This window comes from Brevibacterium sp. UCMA 11754 (assembly GCF_021532275.1).
Classification (GTDB): Bacteria; Actinomycetota; Actinomycetes; order Actinomycetales; family Brevibacteriaceae; genus Brevibacterium.
Window position 1 is genome coordinate 85,402 of the sequence record NZ_JACBOT010000009.1, and the last position, 26,008, is coordinate 111,409.

Consider the following 26,008-nt stretch of genomic DNA (forward strand, 5'->3'; position numbering starts at 1 on the left):
GCTCAGCCTAACGATTCAGCGGGTAGACCAGTACCCCGTCGTCGGCGAAGGAGGGTGTGCCGAGACTGGCGTTGAGGAAGTCCTCGTACTCTCCGGGCTCGCCGGGCAGGAGCGGCGCATCCGGGGCAAGGACCACGTAGTCGACCCCTGAGCCACGCAGCTCATCGACGGCTGCGCTGACCTCACCGCTGTCAGGGTCAGGGAAGGGTGCGCTCGAGTACACCGTCTCGTGCAGCAGCTCGTCGAGAGCGTCCTCGGGTGCCACATATGTGACTGCCGCATCGGGGCTCGAACCGATGAAGTAGCCGCCCGTCTCCCGATAGTGGAAACCGCTCACGGACTGCCACACCATGGCTTCATCGGCATGTGGTTCGGCCCAGGCCAGAGGGCGGGGTACGGTCTTGACGACTGCTCCGGCGGGTACCACCTCGGCGATGGAATCGGTGTAGAAGTCGGGCACGTAGACCTCACGTGAGTTCTGCACACCGGGGATCACGCAGACCGCGGCGACCACCAGCAGGCCCAGCAGAGCTTGGGCGGAGTGCCTCCGAATATGGCCGAGGGCCCATTGCAGTCCGCAGCCCAGGATCGCGAACAGTGCAATCGTCGAATGCAGTACCAGGCGCATGGGGAGGATGTTGTTGAGCACCGGTATGGCTTCGACGAGCGCGAAGGGACCGGTTTCGAAGACGGCCGTCCCGTTGAAGAGGACCGGTGAGCCCAGTGATAGGACGAAGACCAGGAGCCCCGTCGCCGAGGCGATGCGCAGAATCGTCGCATACCTGGGGCTGCGCACGAGGCAGATGACGATGACGGCAGCGGCGATGAGCGCGGGAACTCCGACGTAGGCCCCGAGCTCTGCGGCATCGATGTCCATCACGCGCGGGATCGGCGATGAACCGGACCCGAGAAGGGTCGGACCTGCGGGGATGATGGGATCGAGCAGGTCTGTGTTCCATACCCCGTGGGGTCTGATCGCACCGTCGGGAGCGTTCGGTCCGCGCATCGTGAGCAGGAGCGGCAGTGCGATGAACAGGGCAAGTGCGGAGCCGAGCACACCTCCCAGCGCCAACCGGACCCAATTTGTCAGCGTCCGGGCCTTCCGTCCGAAGACGGCGATGCCCACCAGCAGACACAGCGCGGCGATGAAAGTGCCGGCGAGGACCTCGGTGGAGACGTAGAACTGGAATCCCAGGACGGCTCCCAGGCCGAGGCTCAGCGTCCAGAACTCACGATTGAAGAGCACGGACGAGGGCGTGCGGAACAGCAGTCGAATGATGATGAGTGCCACCAGCGGTGGTGCCACGGCGAATGCGAGATTGGGATGGCCTGAGGTCTGGGCGATCACGTAGCTGGAGAAGCCAACACCGCCGGCTGCGAGGAAGGCGGGGATTCGGGTCAGGAAACGCGTGAAGAGTGCTGCGGTCGCGAGGCTGACCAGGACCGGGATGGAGATGATGAGGAGGTTGTAGCTGACGATGGGTCCGGCCGCCCAGGTGACAGGGGCCAGGATCAGGGCCAGTCCGGCCAGGGACGTGTTCCAGGCACCATTGACACCCCCGTTGAGGGTGTTCATCGCCTCCGTGTAGAGAAGCCCGTTCGCTGTTCCCGCTGGGGTTCCGTCAGTGCCGAAGCCCAGTTGGGTGGCGACGATGTCCGCCGCGTGCCCGAGCCACCAGATGAAGAGTGATGAGTCGTCGTTGCCGGCGGCGACCTGCCCTCCGGGATCGGCGGCGACCTGCCCGAACACGCAGATGCTGGCGACAGTGAGCAGCAGCGCGTACCACAGCCATGGTCGGGCTCGCTGTCGCAGAGTGGGTGCATACACAAAGGGCTCCCGATCAATCGACCGGGAGCCCTTGTGAGTGCTGTTATCAGCTGCCTGCAAGCTTCTCACGCAGAGCTGCGAGAGCTTCGTCGCTGGCCAGTGTTCCTTCGTCGCCTGCCTCTTCCGAGGAGAACGATCCGGTGGCTGGTGCAGCTTCGGCAGGAGCGCTGCCGGCCTCTTCGGAGCCTGCTTCGGCGTCCGCAGCGATGGCCTTGGCGACCTGCTTCTTGTGCTCTTCCCAACGCTCCTGAGCGGCAGCGTACTGCTGCTCCCAGATCTCGCGCTGTGAATCGAAGCCTTCCATCCACTCGTTGGTCTCGGGATCGAAGCCTTCTGGGTACTTGTAGTTGCCGTCTTCGTCGTATTCCTGCGGCATGCCGTAGAGGGCAGGGTCGAGGAATTCGTCGGCCTCGGGGTCGACGCCCTCGTTCGCCTGCTTCAGCGACAGCGAGATGCGGCGGCGTTCGAGGTCGATGTCGATGACCTTGACGTAGATGGTCTCGTCAACGGAGACGACCTGCTCCGGCAGGTCCACGTGGCGAACTGCGAGTTCGGAGATGTGGACGAGGCCTTCGATGCCGTCTTCGACGCGCACGAACGCACCGAACGGAACCAGCTTGGTGACCTTGCCGGGAACGATCTGGCCGATGACGTGGGTGCGAGCGAAGTGCTGCCATGGGTCTTCCTGAGTCGCTTTGAGCGACAGGGAGACACGTTCGCGATCCATATCGACGTCGAGCACCTCAACGGTGACCTCGTCACCGACGGTGACGACCTCACCTGGGTGATCGATGTGCTTCCAGGACAGTTCGGAGACGTGAACGAGTCCGTCGACACCACCGAGGTCGACGAATGCACCGAAGTTGACGATCGAAGACACGACGCCGGGACGGACCTGGCCCTTCTGGAGGGTCTGCAGGAAGTCGTGGCGGACCGCGGACTGGGTCTGCTCGAGCCATGCGCGACGGGACAGAACGACGTTGTTGCGGTTCTTGTCCAGTTCGATGATCTTGGCTTCGACCTGCTGGCCGATGTAAGGAGCCAGATCGCGGACGCGACGCATCTCAACGAGGGAAGCAGGCAGGAAGCCGCGCAGACCGATGTCCACGATCAGGCCGCCCTTGACAACCTCGATGACGGTACCGGTGACAACACCGTCGTCTTCCTTGATCTTCTCGATGTCGCCCCAGGCGCGCTCGTACTGCGCACGCTTCTTGGACAACATGAGTCGGCCTTCTTTGTCTTCCTTCTGAAGAACGAGGGCTTCGATTTCGTCCCCGACCTCGACGACTTCGCCGGGATCGACATCATGCTTGATGGAGAGTTCTCGCGAAAGGACGACGCCTTCCGTCTTGTATCCGATGTCGACGAGCACTTCGTCGCGATCGACCTTGACGACGGTGCCCTCAACGATGTCGCCATCGTTGAAGTACTTGATCGTCTCGTCGACTGCGGCGAGAAAGTCCTCAGCGGTTCCGATGTCGTTGACAGCGACCTGCTTCGGCTGCACCGATTCCGGCGTGGTGGTGGTCATATAGGTTGGGACTCCGATGGAATTATGGTCCAGATCCGATACTCTGAGGCGATGCTGTGAAACAGCCCGAGAACTGGATCCGGTCTCGATTACGATTTTGGACATGTATGCATACGCGCATACGGTTGTCAATACTAGCATCATCCATGGCGTGAATGCACGCCGAAGTCGGAAACAGAACATGGCGATCGCCACGGAGGAATGATGAGCGACGGAAGTTATCAGGCCGAGGTCATCAGCGGCGGCTATCTGCCCATCGATGAAGAGGCATCAGTCCGCGCCAACAGAGGCTATTGGGACAATTCTGCCGAGGATTACCTGGCCGAGCACGGCAGTGCGCTCGGCGACACAGATTTCATCTGGTGCCCAGAGGGAATCCGCGAATCCGATGTGAATCTGCTCGGCAATGTCGCTCGCAGGCAGATCCTCGAGGTCGGCTGCGGAGCCGGGCAGTGCTCGCGCTGGCTGGCCGAGGAAGGGGCGATCGCGACCGGCGTCGACGTATCCTCAGGCATGCTCGAGCAGGCCTCCAGACTTCAGCGCGAACACCCGCTCAGCGACGATGCCACTCCCCCGACTTTCCTCCACGCCGATGCCCGACAGCTGCCGTTCGCGTCGAACAGCTTCGATGTCGGGTTCTCCTCCTACGGCGCACTGCCCTTCGTGAAGGACGCCGATGTCGTCTTCTCCGAGGTCGCTCGTGTGCTTCGACCGGGCGGACGGTGGGCCTTCTCCACCACCCACCCGCTGCGCTGGATGTTTCCCGATGTACCCGGCGAAGCGGGGCTGACCGTCGAGTACTCATACTTCGACCGCACGCCGTACGTGGAGATCTCCGCGGACGGGCAGCCGGTGTACGCCGAGCACCACCGGACAATGGGCGATTGGGTGAATCTGCTGGTCACGGCCGGCTTCACAATCGATTCGGTGACCGAGCCGGAATGGCCGGAGTCCAATCAGACCGCCTGGGGCGGCTGGTCTCCCCTGCGCGGTTCGCTCATGCCCGGCACCGTCATCTTCTCCACCACTCTGAATAAGGACTGACTCCCGCACTGCTATTGCTGCGCACCCGCCAGGGTCTCCGCCGCGAACTGCAATGCACAGCACAGCACCTCTTCACCTCTTCACCTCTTCGTCGACCTCACTTCGCACTGAACCTGCGTTCATTGTGCGATTACGTTCGCCCACAGCCGCATTCTCGAACGTAATCGCACAATGAATCCCGGTTCACGTTCGCGTGAGGTTCACGTTCGCGTGAGGTTTACGTCCGCGTGAGGTTTACCTCCGCGTCTGGTTCACCTCTGCGTCAGTGAGCTGCGTCGTGCCAGGAGACTCCGGTGCCGACGTTGACGTCGAGAGGCACGTCCAACTCGAAGGCCGATCCCATCTCCTCGGTCACAATCGACGTTACTGAGTCGACCTCGTCAGGGTGGACGTCGACGATGATCTCGTCGTGGACCTGGAGCAGGACCGTCGACTTGAAATCGCGGAGGCGGTCGCTGACCTTGAGCATCGCAATCTTCATGATGTCGGCGGCCGATCCCTGAATCGGGGCGTTGAGGGCCGCGCGTTCGGCCATGTCCCGCAGCTGCCGCCGGTCGCTGTGCAGGGCCGGCAGGTACCGCCTGCGCCCCATGATGGTCTCGGTGTAGCCGTTGGCTCGAGCCTGTTCGACGATCTCGTCGAGGTAGTCCTTGACCGCGCCGAAGCGCTCGAAGTACTGCTCCATGAGGTTCTTCGCTTCGTCCACACCGATCGCCAGCTGTCGGGACAGGCCATAGGCGGAGAGCCCGTAGACCAGTCCGTAGGACATGGCCTTGACCTTCGACCGCATTGCGGAGTCCACTTCGTCGATGCCGACTCCGAAGACCTTCGAACCGACGTAGGAATGCAGATCCTCGCCGTCCTTGAATGCCTGGATCAGTGCGGCATCGCCGGACAGGTGAGCCATGATGCGCATTTCGATCTGCGAGTAGTCGGCTGTCAGGAGCCGAGAGCCTTCGATCTCTGGGTCGGAGATGAAGATCTCACGGATACGCCGCCCTGATTCGGTGCGGACCGGAATGTTCTGCAGATTCGGGTCGAGCGAGGACAGTCGGCCTGTCGCGGCGACGGTCTGCTGGTAGGTCGTGTGGATGCGACCGTCCTCGGCCACGGTCTTGAGCAGACCCACGACGGTCTGCTTGAGCTTCGTCGAATCACGGTAGGCCAGCAGATGCTGCAGGAACGGATGCTCGGTTTTGATGAACAGCTCCGCCAGCGCCTCGGCGTCGGTGGTGTATCCGGTCTTCGTGCGTTTGGTTTTGGGCATGTCGAGTTCGTCGAAGAGCACGGCCTGCAGCTGCTTGGGCGATCCGAGGTTGACCTCATGGCCGATCGCCTCATAGGCGAGCTTCGCGCTTTCCTCCGCCTGTTTGGTGAACTCATCGATGAGCCCGGACAGACCCGCTTCATCGACTGCGATGCCTGCCAGCTCCATCTTGGCCAGCACCGGAACCAGCGGCAGTTCGATGTGGCGGTAGACCTGGCTCATGTTCGCTTCATCGATTGCCAGAGCCAGAATCTCGTGGACTTCGAGCAGCGCGGCAGCCCTGTGTCCGTGTGTCTGAGCGGTCTGGTGCGAGTCGAGGTCGAGGGCCAGCTGTCCGCTGTCACTTCCGGGCTCGCTCAGTTCGATTCCGGCACGTTCGAGTGCGATCTGCGGCAGGTCATAGCTGCGCTGATCGGGCACCAGGAGGTAAGCGGCCAGAGCCGTGTCACCGGCGAGGTCGTCGACCTCGAGGCCCAGTGAGCGCCAGGCCTTGATCTGCGTCTTCGCGCTGTGCATGATGAGGGTCTTCGTCCGCAGCGCCGAACTCAGATTCGCAACGGCGCTCTCCCCCGCCTCGGCGAGGTCGACGACCCAGGCTTCCTCCGGTGTGCCGGAAACGGCGAGGACCCGAACATCGCCGTGCCCGAGTTCGTAACTCGCATCGGAGTCAAGCGCGAGCACATCGGAATCAGCCATCTTCTCAAGCAGGCCCGGAACATCGAGAGTCTCTACGATGACTTCGTGGGCGGGTCCGACGGCTTCCTCTGGTACGGCTTCCTCACCGAAGATCGCGCTCAGTCGTTTGCCGAGAGCCTGGAATTCGAGCTGGTCGAATAGGCTCGATAGTTCACTCGGGTCACCCTCGCCCCATTTCAGGTCGGCGTAGGTCAAGCCAAGGTCGACATCGTCGAGGAGGCGATTGAGTCGGAAGTTGCGTTCGACCTCAGAGACGTGGTCGCGAAGCTTCTCACCGACCTTGCCCTTGATCGATTCCGCGTTCTCGAGCACTCCGGGCAGGTCACCGTAAGTCGACAGCCACTTCGCCGCGGTCTTGTCACCGACCCCGGGCACTCCGGGAAGGTTGTCGGCCTTCTCTCCCACCAGAGCAGCGAGCCCGCGGTAGTTCGCGGGAGTCACCGCGTACTTCTCTTCGATCGCGGCTGGTGTCATGCGATTGAGGTCGCTGACGCCGCGTTTGGGGTAGAGGATCGTCACGGACTCATTGGAGAGCTGGAACGAGTCCTTGTCTCCGGTCATCACCTCGACGCTGGCGCCTGCTTCGGTGCCCATGCGGGCCATGGTCGCCAGCGCATCGTCGGCCTCGAAGCCCTCTTTGGTCACCACAGTGATCCCCATCGCGATGACGATGTCCTTGATCAGGTCGATCTGGGGGTGGAACTCCGGTGGCGTCTTGGCCCGTCCAGCCTTGTACTCCGGATACTCTTCGAGGCGGAACGTCTGACGGCCCAGGTCGAAGGCCACGGCCACATGGCTGGGAGACTCGTCCCTGAGGACATTGATGAGCATCGAGATGAAGCCGTAGATGGCGTTCGTCGACTGGCCGGTGCTGGTGGCGAAGTTCTCCACCGGCAGGGCGTGGAATGCCCGGTAGGCCAGAGAGTGTCCATCGATGAGCAGGAGGGATTCGTTTACTTGAGTCACATGGCATAGCCTATCGTTCAAAACTGACATGAAGGAGAACGATGTTCAGACCGGACGCATCACTGACTGCGGAGACCACCGAGGAGCAGTGCAGACAGCTGCTCGGCCAGCTCAACGCCCCCGACGCAGTCGGTGATCTGGCGGCGAAGATGGGGATCGAGTTCACAGAGCTGACCCACGACCACGTCATGGGCACCACACCGGTAGCGGGCAACACTCAGCCCATGGGCCTCTTCCACGGCGGCGGCCATGTCGTACTCGCCGAGTCCCTGGCCTCGATGCATTCGTTCCTCATCTCCGGCGGGAAGAACGTCGTCGGCGTCGACCTCAATGCCACACATCTGCGAGCGGCGAGGGACGGCACAGTGACCGGCCGCGCCGAGGTGCTTCACCAGGGACGCACGATCGTGTCTCACGAGGTGAAGATGACCGATGCCGCCGGTCGGCTCCTCTCAATCGTGCGCATCACGAACATGATCCTCAAAACCGAGCCCAAATGATCTGCAGGCAGTGACTGCACAACACGTAGGAGGCCGGCGAATCCTCATCGGATTCGTCGGCCTCAATGTGTGTTGGGGGTGTGTCGGGGTGGACGCTGACTACTTGTCGGAGCCGATCTGCTTGAGAACGGTGTCCGCGACCTCGCGCATGGTCAGGCGACGATCCATCGAAGTCTTCTGGATCCAGCGGAAGGCTTCGGGCTCGCTCAGACCCATCGAGGTCTGGAGCAGGCTCTTGGCGCGCTCTACGACCTTGCGGGTTTCGAAGCGTTCAGTCAGATCGGAGATCTCGCTCTCTAGCGAGCTGATCTCTGCATGACGCGACAAGGCGATCTCGAGGGCCGGAATGAGGTCCGCAGCGGTGAAGGGCTTGACCACGTAGGCCATTGCTCCCGCATCACGAGCCCGCTCGACGAGCTCCTTCTGCGAGAAGGCCGTGAGTAGGACCACCGGAGCGATGCGCGCCTTGGCGATCCTCTCGGCTGCGGAGATTCCGTCGAGGATAGGCATCTTGATGTCCATCACGACGAGATCGGGGCGCAGCTCTTCGGCCAGGCGGATTGCGGATTCGCCGTCTGCGGCTTCGCCGACGACGTCGTATCCGACCTCGCGCAGCATCTCGACGATATCGAGACGAATCACGGCCTCGTCTTCCGCCACTACGACGCGGCGAACCGGCACGGACTCATCTGAAGTTGGTTGTTCGCTGTTTGAAAGCACGGCACCAGTCTAAACCAGGCCCACGCGCGCACCGACCTCGGTACCCAAGTTTCTTCTGTGATGGTAGCCACCCGTGTGATGGTCACCACCGCCGCCGATTGTGCAATCACATAAAAGCTGTCGTAAACTCAACCCTGTCGCGGATACTCTCCGCGGCCGAGCCGGATTGGCGGAATCGGTAGACGCGGTGCACTCAAAATGCATTGTCGAAAGACGTGTGGGTTCGAGTCCCACATCCGGTACTTATGCTCAGACAGTCAGCGGACAGTCACAGGGCACGAATCAGCAGTGAAGGGGCCGGCTAACTCATGTTCGCCGGCCCCTTCACTCATTCCGCCAGGAACTTTCCTCAGCGAACTCGGCCAACAGCGAAGCGCTCTGCGCTGTGAGTCGCAGCGGTAAGTAGCATGGTTCACGCAGTGTTTAGTGGCCGATGAGCAGTGCCTGGCGCGCGGCTTCGTGAGCCGAGGACCAAGTCGACTGCGCGTGCTGCTGCTCAAGAGTGTCAGTGGTCGGGTTTCCGCTCGACGAGTTCGCTTGGGGGTGACCGAGATTGAAGCTTCTATCATTGCGGAGTCACTATCGTTCCGATCCTGTTCCCGCAGGAGTAGGCAGCGGTGAGGCTGTGATCTGCCAAGCGTGCCCGTCCGTATCGGTGCAGACTCCGGTGAACCCCCAGTCCTGATGCTCGGGTTCTGCCAGGATCGTTCCGCCGGCCGCGTGCATCCTCTCGATGGTGTCGGTGACACCCGATGCTGATTCTTGCGACAGTCCCAGCAGGCATTCACTGACTGTTGGCGGGGCGACCTCACGGTCACCGATGACCCAGCCGAAGCCACCAGTGGGGATCAGGGCCAGCACAGTGTGCGCGGTGAGTCGGAACTGCAGCGGCTCGGGAACGCCGTCTTCGGTCGGCTCGCCCAGCGGCTCGAAGCCGAGGCAGTCGCGGTAGAAGACCATCGCTCGGTGCCGGTCGGCGATGGGCAGGCTGAAAATGAGGTCAACCGGCGTAGTGGACATGGTTTCTCCATTCATGTGGTGTATGAAGTTTTCGCTCGTGGAGAGCGCCGCCGCGTAGCGAGGATCTCGTAAAAGAGCAGTCGACCGCACAAGAGCCACAAATCAGTCGCGAGGTGCCCAGGAGGGGAGGTCGTTCACCTTGCTGTTTGCGGGACGTGGTAACGAGCTCCCTCTTCGACAGAGTCCTTGCCGTCCTCCACGGTCGCGGTCGCCGCGACGAACTCGCGCGGTTCCATCACGAGAGAGGTGACGCCGCTGGCGGTGATGGTGCCGCTGGTCACTGCTAGGGAGTGTGCGGGTCCGTCGGCCTCGAACAGGCGCGATCCGGAGCCTACGACGACCGGCGCGACGAGCAGCCGGTAGATGTCGACCAGCCCGGCCTCGTGCAGGCTCCTGGCGAGGCGGACGCTGCCGTGCACCTGGAGCTCGTCGCCGTCCTGGGCTTTGAGTTCACGGATGCGGTCCAGGGCATCGGAGCTCAGGACCGTGGTCGTGTCCGCCCAGACCTCGCCGGTCGGCGAGGAGGTGACGACGTACTTGCGCAAGGTGTTGATGGCCGTCGCGACCCGGTCCTCGGGGTTGGTGACGCGCGGCCAGTGGCCGGTGAAGGTGTCGTAGGTATGGCGGCCCAGGAGCAGGGCCGTGGTGTGGCGGTACCACTCGTCGACCGCCTCCCCGCAGCCCTCGTCGAAGTGCGGCAGGAGCCAGCCGCCGCGGGTGAATCCGCCGCGGGTGTCTTCCTTCGCACCGCCGGGTGATTGGCTGACGCCGTCCAATGTCGTGAACAGGTTGATGCTGAGCTTCATGGTGGTGTCCTTTCAGGGGGTGGATGATGACAGTGGGATGTGGAAGGAGCGGGAGAACTCTTCGAGGAGATGGCGGCTCCCCGCGATGGTGACGTCACCCGAGGCCAGTGCCTCCTCGGGCGTCAGGGTTCCTGCGAGTAGGAGACGCAGCTCGGGGCCGGCGTTGATGGTGAGCTCCGGATCCGACGAGGGCTCGCCGGGGCCCACCGTCACCTCGTCGCCGCAGGTAGTCGCCCAGGCCGAAGCCGCGCCCGAGCGCACGTGGTAGGTGAGCGGCCCGGCGGGGCCGTCGGGCCGATGGGCGGAGCGCAGCGCGGCGGCCAGCGAGGAATCCGTGACGACTTCAGACTCCCGGGGAGTGTCCATCGCTTCGGCACCCCACCGCCCGAGGGCGTCCAGGATCGGTTGCAGGTCGTGGCCGCGGGGCGTCAGCTCGTAGAGCACCCCGCGGGCCGGGGCCGGCGCGGCCCGGCGCGTGATCACGGCCGATTCCTCCAGCTCACGGAGCCTGGTGGTCAGCACCGTGGTGGGGATGCCGGGCAGCCCCTCGTGCAGGTCCGTGAACCGGCGGGGGCTGACGGTGAGATCGCGGACAATCATCAGTGCCCATCGTTCTCCGAGCACCTGTGCCGCTCTCGAGATGCCGCAGAACTGTCCGTAGTCCTTACTCATGCATCCATAATACAGAGTGCACTTCGTAAAACACAGTGCCTGCAAGGCTTATCTAAAGTCCCCGTTTAGCAGGGGCGGGGCCCGAGATGACCTCATTCGGTAGGCAGTTCGCCATCGTGCGGATGCTTGACTAACTCGGCCTTGAACCTTCGTCGCCTGATCAACATCGTGCACGACTTCCTCAGCAGTCCATCCTGCAAGGGTGCCGTCAGCATAGAAAGGGCCGTCCCAGTTCCTTGGTAGTGGGACACCGACCCAGACCGGCATCCCGGCCGAACGGATCTATGTGGACAAGTAGTCCGAATCCACGGTCGACCGTCCAGGACTGCGTGCAGTCATGGAATACGCCCGCGACGGTGACGTCATCGTCGTCCACACACTCGATCGGCTTGGGCACACAGTGCGCGACGGTGCGCACCCATCGCTATATCGGTCTGTGCTGGGGGCCGCCTGGGGTCGGCAAGACACTTTCCGTCCGGCACTACTCCGGTGTCGATGACTGGGAACAATGGGAATCCCTTTTCACCGACACCCTCGGCCCTGTGCCGAAACGCGTCCTCGAGGCCCGCACCGCGTTTTTCACTCCCACGGTCATGGCCACCCCGAAACAAATAGACCAGGGCCTGGCCCGAGCATGCCAGCGCATCTCCTTCGCCGCCGACTTCGCCGAGCACAGCATCGTCGACCCCTACGTCCATACCGAGTCCCGCTCCAGCGGAAGTACCGAGCTGCTCATCATTGACGAGGCCGATCGTCTCAAGGCCACCGGCTTTGAACAAGTCCGTGTCTACTTCGACCATCACCGCATGGGCGTCATCCTCATTGGTATGCCCGGCATCGAGAAACGCCTCGCCCGCTACCCGCCGCTCTACAGCCGTATCGGCTTCGCCCACGAGTACCGCCAGCTGACCGCGGACGAACTCACCGCAGTCCTGGCCAGACGACTTCCTGCTGAAGGCGACGCAACCGACGGCGGCGTCGCCCACGCAACCGCCATCGCGACCATCGTCCGGATCACCGTAGGCAACTTCCGCCTCGTCGACCGTTTACTCATCCAGATCGAGCGCGTGCAGACCGTGGACGACCTAAAGGAGTTGACACCCGAGGTTGTAGAGGCAGCTCGGCAGGCTCTCCTCATCGGCCACTAAACGCCGCGAGAAACGTGCCATTTACCGCTGAGACTCACACGCTCTGCGCCGCAACAGCTCGAAAGACACTTCTGGCCGACATGAGCGAAATGCTCATGCCGGCCAGGTGCCCGACTGTGTCAGGAACGCGTTCCACTCGAGGGCTGTTCGAGTTCAGCCTCATCGGAATCGCCGGCACTGTCCTCTGCGTCCTCATCGACCGGCACATAGCCGTCTACACGAGCAGCATCGTAGCGGTCGACATCGAGGATACCGTGGCGTTTGGCCACAATGGCAGGGACTAGAGCCTGTCCCGAGACATTGAGCGCTGTGCGTCCCATGTCGACGATCGGCTCGATCGCCAGGAGCAGACCCACACCTTCAAGGGGCAGTCCGAGAGTGGACAGCGTGAGCGTCAGCATCACGGTGGCACCGGTCGTTCCGGCCGTTGCCGCCGAGCCGATGACGGAGACGAACACGATCAGGAAGTACTGCACGATCGTGAGATCGATTCCAAAGAACTGGGCCACAAAGACAGCGGCGATCGCCGGATAGATCGCGGCACAGCCATCCATCTTCGTTGTCGCCCCGAATGGGACTGCGAAGGCGGCGTAACTCTGCGGAACGCCGAAGTTGTCGGTCGAGACCTTCTGGGTCACCGGCATGGTGCCGATCGATGACCGGGATACGAAGCCCATCTGGGCGGCCGGCCACACACCGGAGAAATACTGACGAGCTGAGAGACCGTTGAGCTTGGCCAGTGTCGGATAGACGACGAAGAAGACGATCGCCAGTCCCACGTACACAGCAACGACAAACCACAGCAGGGAACCCATGGTCGACCACCCGTAGGAGTTGACCGCGTTGCCGATGAGGCCGAGGGTGCCGATAGGTGCAATGCGCACGATCCACCAGACCACCTTCTGCACGACGGCCAAGGCCGCTTCGACGAACTGGAGGAAGGGTTCGGCGGCCTTGCCGACCTTGACCGCGGCGATGCCGATGGCACCGGAGACGATGATGAGCTGAAGGATGTTGAAGTCGACCTCGGAGACCAGGCCGCCGGCCTCATCGGGTGAGGTCGCGACCTCGAGGCCGAGGAAGTTCACGGGCACAAGACCGGTCAGGAAGCCGATCCAGCTGCCTTGCGAATCAGGGGCGGAACCGCTCAACGATGCGGCGTCCGCGTGCGTACCCGGCTGAATCACAAGACCGAGGATAAGTCCGATGAGAACGGCGATGAGCGCGGTGAAGGCGAACCACAGAAGCGTGGAGACTGCGAGCCTGGCTGCATTCGTGACCTTGCGCAGGTTGCCGATGCTGGCGATGATCGCGGTGATGACGAGGGGCACAACGGCCGCCTTGAGGAGTGTCACATAGGACGATCCGATGGTGTCCAGGGTCTGACCGAGCCAGTTGTCCTGCCCCTCACTGACCGGACCCCAGGATCGGGCGATCAGCCCGAGGATCACGCCCGCAATCAGGGCTATGGTGACCTGCACCCCGAATGATCGGCTCCACTTGGGCAATCTCATGCCATTCCTCTTCTTCGTCTGTCGGTTTCCGAATGATGCTCAACCCGAACGCTGCTCAATTCGAGCGAATCTCAGTTCAGGCAATGTTCAACTCACAGCACAACTGTTGAGCAATCTCAGAAATTCCGCAAGACCAAGTGAAGTGGCTCTCACTCGCGCCAACCGCTCAGGTGGCTGCTCGCACATATGACAACGGGACATGACAACGGCGGCCGCCCCGGAAAGGGGCAGCCGCCGTTTCAGAGAGCCTCAGTGCCTCGGCGTGCCGTTCTCCTTGACGATCGGCACCTCATGAGTGACCGGCGTTTCGGAGACGATGCCGTACCCGGCCAAAGGATCTTCCTCATCATCCGAGGAGTCTTCGTAGGCCGCAGCAACGCCCTTGGCAGCATCGCCCATCGTGTGGATGCGCAGGGCATTGGTCGACCCTGGGATTCCGGGAGGTGACCCGGCCACGAGGATGGACTGATCACCTTCGTGGGCGGTTCCGTCCGCGAGCAGCACGGCATCGACCTGTCTGGCCATCTGGTCCGTGTGCCGCACGGTCTTCACCAGGTAGGGGCGCACGCCCCAGGTCAGTGCTAACTGGTGGCGAACCTGAGCATCGGGGGTGAAGCCGAGGATCGGCCAGGCGGGACGCAGACGCGACATCCGGCGCACGGAGTCACCCGTTTGGGAGAAGGTGCACAGCAGATCGATGTCGAGCTGTTCAGCAATCTGGACCGCAGCGGCTGTCACGGCCCCACCCTTGGTGTGAGGAACTGTACCCAACTGCGGGATCCGTTCCATGCCGTGTTCCTCGGTGGACTCGATGATGCGGCTCATGGTCCGGATCGCTTCGACCCAGTAGTCGCCCACTGAAGTCTCACCGGAGAGCATCAGAGCATCGGCTCCATCGAGGACGGCGTTGGCGCAGTCGCTCGCCTCGGCGCGAGTGGGCCTGGCCGCATCGATCATGGTCTCGAGCATCTGTGTGGCCACGATCACGGGCTTAGCCTGCTGACGGGCGATCTCGACCGCACGCTTCTGCACGATCGGAACCTGCTCCAAGGGCAGCTCCACGCCGAGGTCGCCGCGAGCGACCATGATTCCGTCGAACGCATCGATGACCGCATCGAGCTGATCGACGGCCTGCGGCTTCTCCAGCTTGGCGATGACGGGTGCGGTGATGCCGACCTCGTCCATGACTGCCCTGACATCATCCATGTCCTCGGGGCTGCGGACGAAGGACAGTGCCACCCAGTCGAAGCCGAGCCTGAGGCCCCACTTGAGGTCCTCGATGTCCTTCTCCGACAGCGCCGGCACGGAGACCGGAACACCGGGAAGGTTGATGCCCTTGTGGTTCGAGATCGTTCCGCCGATCTCCACCTCGGTGACGACATCGGTGTCGGTGACCTCGGTGGCACGCAGACGCAGGCGCCCATCATCGATGAGCAGCGGATCGCCGACGGACACATCGCTCGGCAGAGTCGACAGTGTGGTGCTCACGACCTCGGCGGTGCCGGCGATGTCGCGGCTGGTGATGGTGAAGGCTGCGCCTTCGACCAGCTCTTCCTTGCCGTTGGCGAAATTGCCGACCCTGATCTTCGGGCCCTGCAGATCGAGCAGCAACGCGACGGCGCGGCCGGTGTCGAGTGCGGCCTGGCGAACCCAGGCGAATTTCTCTTCGTGTTCTTCCCGCTTGCCGTGGCTGAGATTGAATCTGGCCACATCGACGCCCTCGTCGACGAGCGCGCGGATCTCTTCATAGGAGTTCTGATTCGGACCTAATGTTGCGACTATCTTTGCACGCCTCATGCACACCACCCTACCTGTACCATGGCGGGCGATCCGAACCGCCCGCCACGTCTGTTCGTCGGAGGAGAATCACGCACACCAATGTGCGGACTTCTCATTAATTGACACAGACCATCTTAACATTTAAAACGATCTGTCGTGTGGTCCGACCGGTACAGGCAGCCGAGTCGACCCCGTGAGGAACCGGTCGACCTCGGCCGCGACCGACCGCCCCTCGGCGATCGCCCAGACGATGAGCGACTGACCCCGCCCAGCGTCACCGGCGATGAACACTCCGGGAGTCGACCCGAGATAGGTCTCATCGCGGGCGAAGGCCCCACTGTCGCTGACGTCGAGACCGAGAGCTTCGGATTCCGGCCCCGAGAAGCCGAGAGCCAGGAGCACGAGGTCTGCATCCAAGCGGTGCTCGGTACCAGGAGTCGGCGCACGGCGACCGTCGACGAACTGGGTCTCTGCCACATCGATCCCGATCACCCGGCCCTCCGCGTCTCCGGCGAACCCTGTCGTCGATGCGAGGTAGCGCCGCGTGCCGCCCTCCTCATGGGAAGACTGGACCTCGAAGATGCGCGGGACCGTGGGCCAGGGATCTGCCTCGCTGCGGTCGATGGGCGGCTGAGCTCCGATCGCCAGCGTCGTGACCGAGGCTGCAGACTGCCGCAGGGCCGTGCCAAGACAGTCCGCACCCGTGTCACCACCGCCGATGATGACCACGTGCTTTCCCGCAGCGTCGATGTGGCTCTTGACTCCACCGGGTCCAGGCTGCTCCCCCGCCTGCACACGATTCGAGGGCACAAGATAGTCCATCGCGAATTCGACTCCGCGAAGGTCGCGGCCGGAGATGTTCATATCACGGGGCACTGTGGCACCTGTGCACACGATGACGGCGTCGAAGCTCGACTGCAGGTCCTCAAGACTGATGTCCCTGCCGATCTCGACCGAGGTCTTGAACCGGGTGCCTTCTGCGCGCATCTGATCGAGGCGACGGTCGATGTGCTGCTTCTCGAGCTTGAAGTCCGGGATCCCGTAGCGCAGCAGTCCGCCGAGGCGGTCGTCGCGTTCGTGGACGACGACGGTGTGCCCGGCCCGGGTCAGCTGCTGGGCTGCGGCGAGTCCGGCCGGACCGGAACCGATGACGGCAACGGTCTGCCCGGTGATCCGTTCGGGAATCATCGGCTGGATGAGTCCGGCTGCGAACCCCTGGTCGACGATCGAGACCTCGACCTGCTTGATCGTCACTGCAGGCTGATTGATCCCGAGGACGCACGCATTCTCACATGGTGCCGGGCAGGCGCGACCGGTGAATTCCGGGAAGTTATTCGTTGCATGCAGAAGTTCGACGGCCCGCGGAAGCTCACCGCGATACATCGCATCGTTGAACTCCGGAATCAGATTGCCAAGGGGGCAGCCCTGATGGCAGAACGGAACGCCGCAGTCCATGCAGCGCGATGCCTGCCTGCGCAGCTGCTCCGGATCGCCTGCTTCATAGACCTCGCGGTAGTCCATGAGTCGGATGGGAACCGGGCGCCGTCGTGGCAGCTCGCGCTGATCGGTGGTGAGGAATCCATGTGGATCAGCCATTGGCGACCTCCAGAATCTTGTGCCAGGCGTCGTCCGAATCCGCGGACTGACCTGCCGCGGTGAACTCTTCCTGGACATCCTTGACCATCGCATAGGCGACGGGAATGATCTTTGTGAAGCGGGAGAGGACGTCCTCTCCTCGGCGCAGTCCGTCAAGCAGCTGGGCAGCCAAGGGCGAACCCGTCCACTGAACATGTTCATCCAACAGGCGCTGAAGGACTTCCATATCGGTGATTCCCACCCCGGTGAACCGGAATACACCGGCAGCGCGTTCCTTGGGGTTGAGCTTGGCGGGGTTGAAGTCCAGGACGTAGGCCGTGCCGCCCGACATGCCGGCGGCGAAGTTGCGTCCGGTGCTGCCGAGGATCACGGCCAGGCCGCCGGTCATGTATTCGAGCCCGTGGTCACCGATGCCTTCGACCACCGCCTCGGCGCCCGAGTTGCGCACCATGAACCGCTCCCCCACCTGGCCGGAGACGAACAGCTTACCGGCGGTCGCGCCGTAGCCCAGCACGTTGCCGGCGATGACGTTGTGCTCTGGTCTGGTCGGGTTCTCCTCGTGCGGATGCACGCTGATGGTCCCGCCCGAGAGTCCCTTGCCGACGTAGTCGTTGGCGTCGCCGTGCAGGTCGATGGTGACTCCGCGAGGCAGGAAGGCACCAAGTGACTGCCCGGCCGTGCCGTGCAGATCGAGCCTGATCGTGTGCTCGGGCAGGCCCGCATCCGCATGGGCGAGCGTGACATTGTGCCCCAGCAGCGTGCCGACGCTGCGGTCCGTGTTCTCGATCGCCGAGGTGATCGTGACCTTCGCCCCGGTCCTGATCGACTCCCCGGCCTCGGCCAGCAGACGCAGGTCCAGTTCCCCCGCGAAGTCGCGGTTGACCTCAGTGGTGCGTTTGCGAGGCACTTCGGTGTTGCCGTGGACGTCCTCGGGCACGGTGAGGATCGAGGCCAGATCGAGGTCGAGGCCAGAGGCCTCGGCACGCTTCTCATCGATGCGCAGCCTCTCGACAGCACCGATCGCCTCGTCGAGCGAGCGCAAGCCCAGCTGCGCAAGGTAGCCGCGGACCTCCTCGGCGATGAAGGTGAAGAAGTTCACGACGTGATCGGCCTGGCCGTGGAAGCGTTCGCGCAGCTTCGGGTTCTGGGTCGCGACGCCGACGGGACATGTGTCCTTGTGGCACACACGCATCATGATGCAGCCGGAGACCACGAGGGCCGTGGTCGCGAATCCGAACTCCTCACCACCCAGCAGGGCGGCGATGATGACGTCACGGCCGGTCTTGAGCTGGCCGTCGACCTGCACGCTGACCTTCTCTCGCAGCCCGTTGAGCACCAGGGTCTGCTGGGCCTCGGCCAGGCCGAGTTCCCAGGGGGTGCCGGCATGCTTGAGCGAGTTCAGCGGGCTGGCCCCGGTGCCTCCGTCGTGACCGGAGACGAGGACGACATCCGCCCCGGCCTTGGCCACCCCTGCGGCCACCGTGCCGACGCCGATCCCGGACACGAGTTTCACGTGCACGCGGGCCCTGGCATTGGCGCGACCGAGATCGTGGATGAGCTGAGCAAGGTCCTCGATCGAATAGATGTCGTGATGCGGCGGCGGAGAGATCAGCCCCACTCCGGGAGTGGCGTGTCTGGTCTTCGCGATCCACGGGTAGACCTTCGCCCCGGGCAGCTGTCCGCCCTCCCCCGGCTTCGCGCCCTGAGCCATCTTGATCTGCAGGTCATCGGCCTCGGTGAGGTAATGGCTGGTGACCCCGAAACGTCCGCTGGCGATCTGCTTGACAGCCGATCGGCGTTCGGGGTCGACGAGACGTTCGGTGTCCTCTCCACCCTCGCCCGTGTTCGACCTCCCGCCGATGCGGTTCATGGCGATGGCCAGAGTCTCATGTGCCTCTTGGGACAGTGAGCCGTAGCTCATGGCGCCTGTCGAGAAGCGCTTCATGATCTCGCTGGCCGGCTCCACCTCGGCGATGTCGATCGGCCCCGATTCCGTGGGCACGAGGTCGAACAATCCGCGCAGAGTCATGAGCTCACGTGACTGCTCATCAACGGCGTGGGTGTACTGCTCGAAGATGTCGAAGCGTCCTGTGGCAGTGGAGTGCTGGAGCTTGAAGATCGTCTCCGGGTTGAATAGATGGCCCGGACCTTCCCGCCGCCACTGATATTCGCCTCCGACCAGCAGATTCCGGTGCGAGGGCCGTGGATGGTCATCACGGTAGGCGTCGGCATGCCGAGCGCTCGATTCCGCGGTGATCTCGATGATCCCCTTGCCCCCGAGCTGGTGCGGGGTGGAGGTGAAGTACTCGTCGATGAAGTCATCCGAGAGCCCGAGGGACTCGAAGGTCTGTGCACCGTGGTAGGACTGGACGGTCGAGATCCCCATCTTCGACATGATCTTCAGCAGACCCTTGTTCAGAGCCGTGAGCACATTCGCCACGGCCGCGGATTCGCTGATGCCGCGGATCCTGTCTGAGCGCACGAGCGCCTCGGCGGTCTCCATGACGAGGTACGGGTTGACTGCGGAGGCACCGAATGCGACCAGAGTGGCGACATGGTGGACCTCACGGACATCGCCGGCCTCGACGATGATGGACACCCGCGTCCGCGAACGCTGCCGCACCAGGTGGTGGTGAAGGGCCGAAGTCAGCAACAGCGACGGAATCGGAGCAAGATCAGCCGTCGAGTCCCGATCGCTGAGGATGATGAACACTGCTCCGGCCTCAACGGCCGCGCTGGCCTCCCGGCAAAGCGCCTCAAGGCGCTTGGCCATGGCATCGGGCCCTGCATTCACCGAATACAGGCCGGCCAGCGTCACACTGGGTCGTCCATCGTCGACGCCGAGGTGGTGGCCCTGGACGTGTGAGATCGCCGTCAGTTCGTCGTTGTCGATGACCGGCTGATCGAGCAGGATATGCGCGGAGTCCGGCTGGGCGAACTGCAGCAGGTTGCCTTCGCGCCCGATGCCCGAGGACATGCTGGTGACGATGTCTTCGCGGATGGAGTCCAGCGGCGGGTTCGTCACCTGAGCGAAGTTCTGATGGAAGTAGTCGAAGAGCAGCCTCGGCCGTTGGCTCAATGCCGCGATCGCCGTATCGGTGCCCATGGCTCCCAGGGGCTCTGCCCCGGTCTCGGCCATCGGCGAGATGAGGATACGCAGCTCCTCCTCGGTGTAGCCGAAGGTCCGCTGACGCCTGCGCACCGATGACTGCGGGTGGGTGACGTGGATCCGGGTGGGCAGATCCGCGAGTCGACGCGAACAGCTCTTGACCCAGTCCTCATAGGGGTGCTCGGTGGCGAGCTGATTCTTGATCTCCGTGTCGGAGATGATCCGTTCGGACTCGGTGTCGACGAGGAACATGCGTCCCGGGGTCAGTCGACCGCGAGCGACGATGTCCGCTTCGGGCAGGTCGACGACGCCGATCTCACTGGCCAGGACCACGGTGTCGGAGGTCATGACGTAGCGCGCAGGACGCAGGCCGTTGCGATCGAGGACCGCCCCTGCCAGCTTCCCGTCGGTGAATGCCACACAGGCGGGTCCGTCCCACGGCTCCATCAGCAGCGAGTGGTATTCGTAGAACGCCTTGCGGGACTCCCCCATGCCTGGGTTGTTCTCCCAGGCCTCCGGGATCATCATCAGCATTGCCTGCGGCAGCGACCTGCCCGAGGCGACCATGAGTTCGAGCACCGAATTGAATGACGCCGAGTCCGAGGCGCCGGGCGGCACGATCGGGCACAGTCTGTCCAGGCTCGTCGAGGTGCCGGGCACCGGGGAGACGAGCAGGTCCGAGGCGAGCTTCGATTCCCTGGCCTGCATCCAGTTGCGGTTGCCGCGCACCGTGTTGATCTCACCGTTGTGGGCGATCGTGCCGAAGGGCTGCGCCAGCTGCCAGGACGGGAACGTGTTCGTCGAGAAGCGAGAATGCACGAGTGCGATCCGAGAAGTCAGCCGTTCGTCGAGCAGTTCCGTGTAGAAGGCAGAGAGCTGACCCGTTGAGAGCATGCCCTTATAGGTGATGGTGCCCGGGTTGAGAGAAGGGCAGTAGAGACCACCATGGTCGAGGCGCTTCCTCACGATGTAGGACCGGCGGCTCAGATCCTGTGGGTCCCGGGAGGGATACCGCTCATCGATGGCGAGGAAGAGCTGGCGCATGCGCGGCATCGTGGTGCGTGCGGTCTCGCCCAGCACGCTCGCGTCATGGGGTACGTCGCGGAAGGCAAGGACCTTCAGTCCCTCTTCGGCGGCGATCCGCTTGACGAGGTCGTCCTGATCCTCGTGCGAATCGTTCATGCCCTCCGTGACCGAAGCGTCCCTGTCGTCCGTGGGGAAAGCCACGTCGGGGATGAGATCCTGTCGGTAGTCCTGAGCGAAGAAACCGATGCCTGCGGCGTAGCTGCCCGGCTCCGGAAGTTCGACGCCGTCGGCACCGAGCACCTCGGCGAAATAGTCGTGGGGAATCTGCAGGGTGATCCCGGCACCATCCCCTGTGCCTTCATCGGAGCCGATGCCGCCTCGGTGTTCGAGTTTGCGCAGTGCGGTCAGAGCCTGTTCGACGACCTCATGGTCTGCCGGGCCACGGTAGCGGACGATGAGCGCCAGCCCACATGCGTCGTGCTCGAGTGCGGGATCGTAGAGTCCGGCACGAACTGGTTGACGCGGAGCTTTCGGGGTCGTTGAGTGTTCACTGTACATCGCTGCCTTCACGGGGTGTAGGAGTTTACGTTAAAGACGGCGCTGTCCCTAGCTGTTTTCGCGGTGCCTTTCGAAGATCGTCCTCAGACACAGTTGTGACGTGGTTCTCACAGTCGGTTTTCCAACCTACACCACGCACCGGCTCTGAACGGCACAGAAAAAGGACCGTAAAACGAACCTAAAAGTCTCAGTCGTCGGACTTCGGACCGCTGTCGCCCCGAGTTCTCCGCTTCACATCGGGGGTGATCGAGATCGCCGAGGTGACCGCTCCGAAATATCCGAAGCCGTGTCCACCGAAGCCCTCACCGCCCTCTTTCGAGGCGCCTTCTGTTGCTCGGGCGATCTTTCGGGCACGACGAGCGAGGACGAAGAAGACGATTCCCACGATGAGCAGGACCACACCGAGGCCGAGCACCCACAGGGCCCACCCGGGGATCGTGGCAGAACCGAGCTGCAGTGCGCTATTCGATGTGAGCAGCTGCGCCCGGCTCATGCACAGCCCTCGGCGAGTTCAGCGGCCAAGCTGGCGATTCCGCTGACTCCGTCGCTGTCGAGAGCGCGCACGAGCGCCGAGCCGACGATCACGCCGTCAGCGTATTCGGCGACCTCTGCAGCCTGTTCGCGCGTCGAGACGCCGAGCCCGACGCAGGCGTGCGGCGCTCCGGCGTCTTTGAGTCGAGTTACGAGCTCACGAGCGTGATTGTCGACCTCGGAGCGGACGCCGGTCACGCCCATCGTCGAGGCGGCATAGACGAATCCGCGGCTCGCGTCGACGATGGTGGCCAGTCGTTCAGGTGTCGATGAAGGGGCAGCGAGGAAGATGCGGTCCAGATCGAATTCGTCCGAGGCACTCACCCATTCGGATGCCTCATCGGGAATGAGATCCGGGGTGATGATGCCTCCGCCGCCGGCAGAGTCCAGGTCACGGGCGAAGGCCGAGACACCGTGCTGCAGCACGATGTTCCAATAGCTCATCACCACCGCGGTTCCGCCGGCCTCGGCGACGGCTGAGACGGCAGAGAAGATGTCGGAGGTGCGCACCCCGGCGGCCAGCCCCTGCTCGGCGGCACGTTGGATGACGGGGCCATCCATTCCCGGGTCCGAGTACGGCATCCCGACCTCGACGATGTCGACTCCGGATTTCACCAGTTCGACCATGGCCTCGATGGAACCCGCGACAGAGGGGAAGCCGACCGGAAGGTATCCGATCAGGGCGGCCTTGCGGCCTGCCTGCGCGACTGCATCGAGAGTGGTACCGGTTCGGGGGCCTGAGCTCGTCATACCTGCACAGCTCCTTCATCGAAGTAGTTGAACCATTTGGCCGCGGTCGTCATATCCTTGTCGCCTCGGCCGGAGAGGTTGACGAGCAGGACCGCCTCGCTGCCGAGTTCCCGTCCGATGCGCAGAGCGCCGGCCAGGGCGTGGGCGGATTCGATTGCGGGGATGATGCCTTCGGTCCGCGACAGCAGCTGCATGGCTTCCATCGCCTCCTCATCGACGACAGGTTCGTAGGTGACGCGCTGAATGTCGTGGAGGTGGGAATGCTCGGGGCCGACCGATGGATAGTCGAGTCCCGCCGAGATCGAGTGGGATCCCTGGGTCTGGCCGTCGTCGTTCTGGAGGATGTAGGTGGCCGAGCCATGCAGGACTCCGGGGCGTCCACCGGAGAAGCGGGCGGCGTGACGGCCGCTGTCGACGCCGTCTCCTCCGGCTTCGAAGCCGAAGATCTTCACCTCGGGATCGGCGAGGAATGCGGCGAAGAGGCCCATAGCGTTCGACCCGCCGCCGACACACGCGCAGACCGCGTCGGGCAGACGACCGACGGCGTTCTGGATCTGTTCGCGGGCTTCGATGCCGATGATGTCCTGGAAGGACCGGACCATGGCCGGGAACGGGTGCGGGCCGGCGACCGTGCCGATGATGTAGTGCGTGTTCTCAACGTTGGCGACCCAGTCGCGCATCGCCTCGTTCATCGCGTCTTTGAGCGTCTTGGTGCCGTTGGACACGGAGTTGACTTTCGCTCCGAGCAGTCGCATCCGAGCGACATTGAGCGCCTGCCGCTGGGTGTCTTCCTCACCCATGTAGACCTCGCACTCCATATCCAGCAGAGCGGCGGCCGTTGCTGCGGCAACACCGTGCTGTCCGGCTCCGGTTTCGGCGATGACACGGGTCTTTCCCATGCGCTTGGCCAACAGGGCCTGGCCCACGGCGTTGTTGATCTTATGGCTGCCGGTGTGGTTGAGGTCCTCGCGTTTGAGGAAGACCCGCGCCCCACCGCAGTGCGCGGCGAACCGGGTGGCCTCGGTGAGAAGGCTGGGACGGCCGATGTAGTTCTGCTGCAGGTCGAGCAGCTGCTGCGTGAACTCCGGGTCGACCTGGGATTTGCGCCATGTCTCCTCGATCTCATCGAGTGCGGGGATCAGCGCTTCGGGGAAGAACCTGCCTCCGTACGAACCGAAGTAGGGTCCGTTCTCCTGGCTCAAATCGGTCATTGCCGTCCTTCGTGGTTCGAAATGGTGGTCGGGTGGATCAAGACTGACGACTGGTCGCCGCCCGGCGCTCCTGCCCGGTCGAGGTGAACGCGGCCACGGCGGACTCGGCGTCGCCGCCGGTGACGAGTGCTTCGCCCACGAGCACGAGATCGGCGCCGGCTCCGGCGTAGACATCGACATCATCGGGACCGGTGACTCCGGACTCTGCGACGAGAGTGCAGTCCGCTGGTGCCAGATCGGCCAAGGGTGCGAAGCGGCTCTTATCGACGCTGAGGTCCTTGAGGTTGCGGGTGTTGATGCCGATCAGAGGGGCATTAAGTTCGGCCGCGATCGCCAGTTCATCAGCGTTGTGGGTCTCCACCAGGGCCGTCATCCCGAGTTCGTGGGCGAGAGCATGGAACTCGTGGAGCTGTTCGACGTCGAGTGCTGCGACGATGAGGAGGACGAGATCGGCACCGTGGGCGCGGGCCTCATGGAACTGGTACTCCTCGACCATGAAATCCTTGCGCAGGACGGGAACGTCAACGGCTGCGCGGACGGAGTCGAGGTCCGTCAGGCTTCCTGAGAAGCGACGTCCTTCGGTGAGGACGCTGATCGCCCGTGCTCCCCCAGCGGCATAGAGGCCGGCCAGGGTCCCAGGATCCGGGATGTGGGCGAGGTCTCCGCGGGAGGGAGAGCGTCGTTTCACCTCGGCGATGACCCCGAAGTCGGCTTCGAGATCGAACGCACGCGCAGGCTGGGCCGCGCGTGCACGGTCGATGACGTCTGCCAGCGGTGTCTGCCTCCGGCGTTCGGCGAGATCTTCGCGTACTCCGGCGACGATATCGTCGAGAACTGTCATTTCTTCTTCGGCTTGTTTCCCAGGCCGACGGCACGCAGGATGATGCCGGCGATGAGGCCGAGCACGACGACGCCGATGCCGACGTAGGTGATGGTCGCGGTGTGGATCGTGAATCCGACGCAGCCGATCGTGACGCCGATCAGCATGACGATGACACCGGTCCAACCGGCCACGGAGTTTCCGTGTCCCGGGTCGGCGATGGCTGCATAGTCGATCGTCGATTTGTCGAGATCGGATGCGCCGTTACGAGCGACGGTTTGCGACATGGTGCTCCTTAGAGATGCAGGCGTGGCACGCGTGAAAACTTGTTGCATCCATTGTGACACGCTTCGAGTTCGGTTCAGACACCGACCCGGTCACGAGGTCATTTCGATTCATCATCGGCCCCACCAGCGGTGGGATCGGGGTCATCTCCGCGGGAGAGGGCGTCCCAGGTCGCTGCCGAATCGAACTCGTCGCCTGCGGCTTCCGCCGTCCTGGCGTACCGGTTCGAATTGGCCCATCTCGCCGAGGCGAAGGCGATGTAGACGATGACGATGAATGCGATGGCTGCCGCAAACAGGGCCACGATCGGCCAGGCGGTGGCCCCAGGGGATGAAACCGACTGCAGCGCGGTCATGCCGTAGCCGATGGCGGCCAGAGCAGCGAAGCCGAGAACGACGAAACGTCCGATCTTGCCCAACATGGCTGACAGCAGCCCGGTGACGGCGATGATTGCGACGCAGGCGGTCGCGACCGGCGATGCCTGAGAGCTTGCGTCCTCCGAAACATCGGCCACACCTGCGGGCCCCAGTGAGTCACCGGCGACACCGGCCTGCCAGGACGCCAGGCTGATCGCCCACAGTGCACCGGCCAGGATGAGGACGAGGAGTACTCCGCGTGATTTCGTCAT

General features: G+C 63.4%; 21 protein-coding genes and 1 tRNA gene. 5 read left to right on the forward strand and 17 right to left on the reverse strand.

The annotated features are described in order from the left end of the window. Positions 1–7: 7 nt before the first annotated feature. Together HX613_RS05035 and rpsA are read right to left on the reverse strand one after the other, a co-directional pair. Positions 8–1,828 (reverse strand): hypothetical protein, encoded by a 1,821-nt coding sequence (locus HX613_RS05035; RefSeq protein ID WP_235344336.1) that lies wholly within the window; start codon positions 1,826–1,828, stop codon positions 8–10. 46 nt (positions 1,829–1,874) lie between these two features. Then, positions 1,875–3,362, reverse strand: coding sequence for a 30S ribosomal protein S1 (gene rpsA / locus HX613_RS05040; protein WP_235344337.1), 1,488 nt, complete (start codon positions 3,360–3,362; stop codon positions 1,875–1,877). A 204-nt stretch (positions 3,363–3,566) separates the two neighbouring features. Between rpsA and HX613_RS05045 the strand changes: the two genes are divergently transcribed. Beyond that, positions 3,567–4,406 carry a class I SAM-dependent methyltransferase gene (locus HX613_RS05045; protein WP_198396260.1) on the forward strand — a complete coding sequence of 280 codons (840 nt, stop codon included), beginning with the start codon at positions 3,567–3,569 and terminating at the stop codon, positions 4,404–4,406. Positions 4,407–4,668: 262 nt separating this feature from the next. On the opposite strand, the gene polA is transcribed toward HX613_RS05045, so the two are convergent. Next, positions 4,669–7,335, reverse strand: a complete 2,667-nt coding sequence (gene polA / locus HX613_RS05050; protein WP_235344338.1) for a DNA polymerase I — start codon at positions 7,333–7,335, stop codon at positions 4,669–4,671. A 41-nt stretch (positions 7,336–7,376) separates the two neighbouring features. Here polA and HX613_RS05055 point away from each other — a divergent pair, with 41 nt between their 5' ends. After that, the gene (locus tag HX613_RS05055; RefSeq protein WP_235344339.1) at positions 7,377–7,835 is read left to right on the forward strand and encodes a PaaI family thioesterase; all 459 of its coding nucleotides are present in this window, start codon (positions 7,377–7,379) and stop codon (positions 7,833–7,835) included. Between the two features lie 99 nt (positions 7,836–7,934). Here the strand turns inward: HX613_RS05055 and HX613_RS05060 are convergent, their stop codons facing one another. After that, on the reverse strand, positions 7,935–8,555 hold the full coding sequence (locus HX613_RS05060; protein ID WP_374701013.1) for an ANTAR domain-containing response regulator: 621 nt from the start codon (positions 8,553–8,555) through the stop codon (positions 7,935–7,937). A gap of 160 nt (positions 8,556–8,715) precedes the next feature. Here HX613_RS05060 and HX613_RS05065 point away from each other — a divergent pair. Continuing rightward, a tRNA-Leu gene (locus tag HX613_RS05065) sits at positions 8,716–8,797 on the forward strand. 337 nt (positions 8,798–9,134) lie between these two features. Here the strand turns inward: HX613_RS05065 and HX613_RS05070 are convergent. The 3 genes from HX613_RS05070 to HX613_RS05080 form a co-directional block, all read right to left on the reverse strand. Beyond that, positions 9,135–9,575, reverse strand: coding sequence for a VOC family protein (locus HX613_RS05070; RefSeq protein ID WP_235344340.1), 441 nt, complete (start codon positions 9,573–9,575; stop codon positions 9,135–9,137). 134 nt (positions 9,576–9,709) lie between these two features. Beyond that, positions 9,710–10,381 (reverse strand): dihydrofolate reductase family protein, encoded by a 672-nt coding sequence (locus HX613_RS05075; RefSeq protein WP_235344341.1) that lies wholly within the window; start codon positions 10,379–10,381, stop codon positions 9,710–9,712. 12 nt (positions 10,382–10,393) lie between these two features. After that, positions 10,394–11,053, reverse strand: a complete 660-nt coding sequence (locus HX613_RS05080) for a winged helix-turn-helix transcriptional regulator (protein WP_235344342.1) — start codon at positions 11,051–11,053, stop codon at positions 10,394–10,396. Between the two features lie 337 nt (positions 11,054–11,390). Here HX613_RS05080 and HX613_RS22540 point away from each other — a divergent pair, with 337 nt between their 5' ends. Both HX613_RS22540 and HX613_RS05090 read left to right on the forward strand, forming a co-directional pair. After that, entirely contained in the window at positions 11,391–11,552 is a 162-nt protein-coding gene (locus HX613_RS22540) for a hypothetical protein (protein WP_235344343.1), read from the forward strand. Beyond that, positions 11,482–12,201 (forward strand): ATP-binding protein, encoded by a 720-nt coding sequence (locus tag HX613_RS05090; protein WP_328284906.1) that lies wholly within the window; start codon positions 11,482–11,484, stop codon positions 12,199–12,201. The genes HX613_RS22540 and HX613_RS05090 overlap by 71 nt, the downstream gene beginning before the upstream one ends. A gap of 119 nt (positions 12,202–12,320) precedes the next feature. Here HX613_RS05090 and HX613_RS05095 read toward each other — a convergent pair whose 3' ends face one another. The 10 genes from HX613_RS05095 to HX613_RS05140 all read right to left on the reverse strand — a co-directional run bounded on the left by HX613_RS05095 (position 12,321) and on the right by HX613_RS05140 (position 26,008). Next, entirely contained in the window at positions 12,321–13,715 is a 1,395-nt protein-coding gene (locus HX613_RS05095) for a dicarboxylate/amino acid:cation symporter (protein ID WP_235344344.1), read from the reverse strand. 249 nt (positions 13,716–13,964) lie between these two features. Continuing rightward, entirely contained in the window at positions 13,965–15,512 is a 1,548-nt protein-coding gene (gene pyk, locus HX613_RS05100) for a pyruvate kinase (RefSeq protein WP_235344345.1), read from the reverse strand. A 123-nt stretch (positions 15,513–15,635) separates the two neighbouring features. Next, the gene (locus tag HX613_RS05105) at positions 15,636–17,090 is read right to left on the reverse strand and encodes a glutamate synthase subunit beta (RefSeq protein WP_235344346.1); all 1,455 of its coding nucleotides are present in this window, start codon (positions 17,088–17,090) and stop codon (positions 15,636–15,638) included. Beyond that, complete coding sequence (gene gltB / locus HX613_RS05110) at positions 17,083–21,783, reverse strand: glutamate synthase large subunit (protein WP_235344347.1); 4,701 nt, start codon at positions 21,781–21,783, stop codon at positions 17,083–17,085. Before gltB ends, HX613_RS05105 begins: the two co-directional genes overlap by 8 nt. A gap of 187 nt (positions 21,784–21,970) precedes the next feature. Then, positions 21,971–22,276, reverse strand: a complete 306-nt coding sequence (locus HX613_RS05115; RefSeq protein WP_235344348.1) for a hypothetical protein — start codon at positions 22,274–22,276, stop codon at positions 21,971–21,973. Then, positions 22,273–23,064, reverse strand: coding sequence for a tryptophan synthase subunit alpha (gene trpA / locus HX613_RS05120; RefSeq protein WP_235344349.1), 792 nt, complete (start codon positions 23,062–23,064; stop codon positions 22,273–22,275). Before trpA ends, HX613_RS05115 begins: the two co-directional genes overlap by 4 nt. Continuing rightward, positions 23,061–24,275: a tryptophan synthase subunit beta gene (trpB, locus tag HX613_RS05125; RefSeq protein ID WP_235344350.1), complete on the reverse strand. Its 1,215-nt coding sequence runs from the start codon at positions 24,273–24,275 to the stop codon at positions 23,061–23,063. Before trpB ends, trpA begins: the two co-directional genes overlap by 4 nt. A 37-nt stretch (positions 24,276–24,312) precedes the next feature. Then, positions 24,313–25,116, reverse strand: coding sequence for an indole-3-glycerol phosphate synthase TrpC (trpC, locus tag HX613_RS05130; protein WP_235344351.1), 804 nt, complete (start codon positions 25,114–25,116; stop codon positions 24,313–24,315). After that, positions 25,113–25,382, reverse strand: coding sequence for an HGxxPAAW family protein (locus HX613_RS05135; RefSeq protein WP_235344352.1), 270 nt, complete (start codon positions 25,380–25,382; stop codon positions 25,113–25,115). Before HX613_RS05135 ends, trpC begins: the two co-directional genes overlap by 4 nt. A gap of 98 nt (positions 25,383–25,480) precedes the next feature. Further along, positions 25,481–26,008, reverse strand: a complete 528-nt coding sequence (locus tag HX613_RS05140) for a Trp biosynthesis-associated membrane protein (protein WP_235344353.1) — start codon at positions 26,006–26,008, stop codon at positions 25,481–25,483.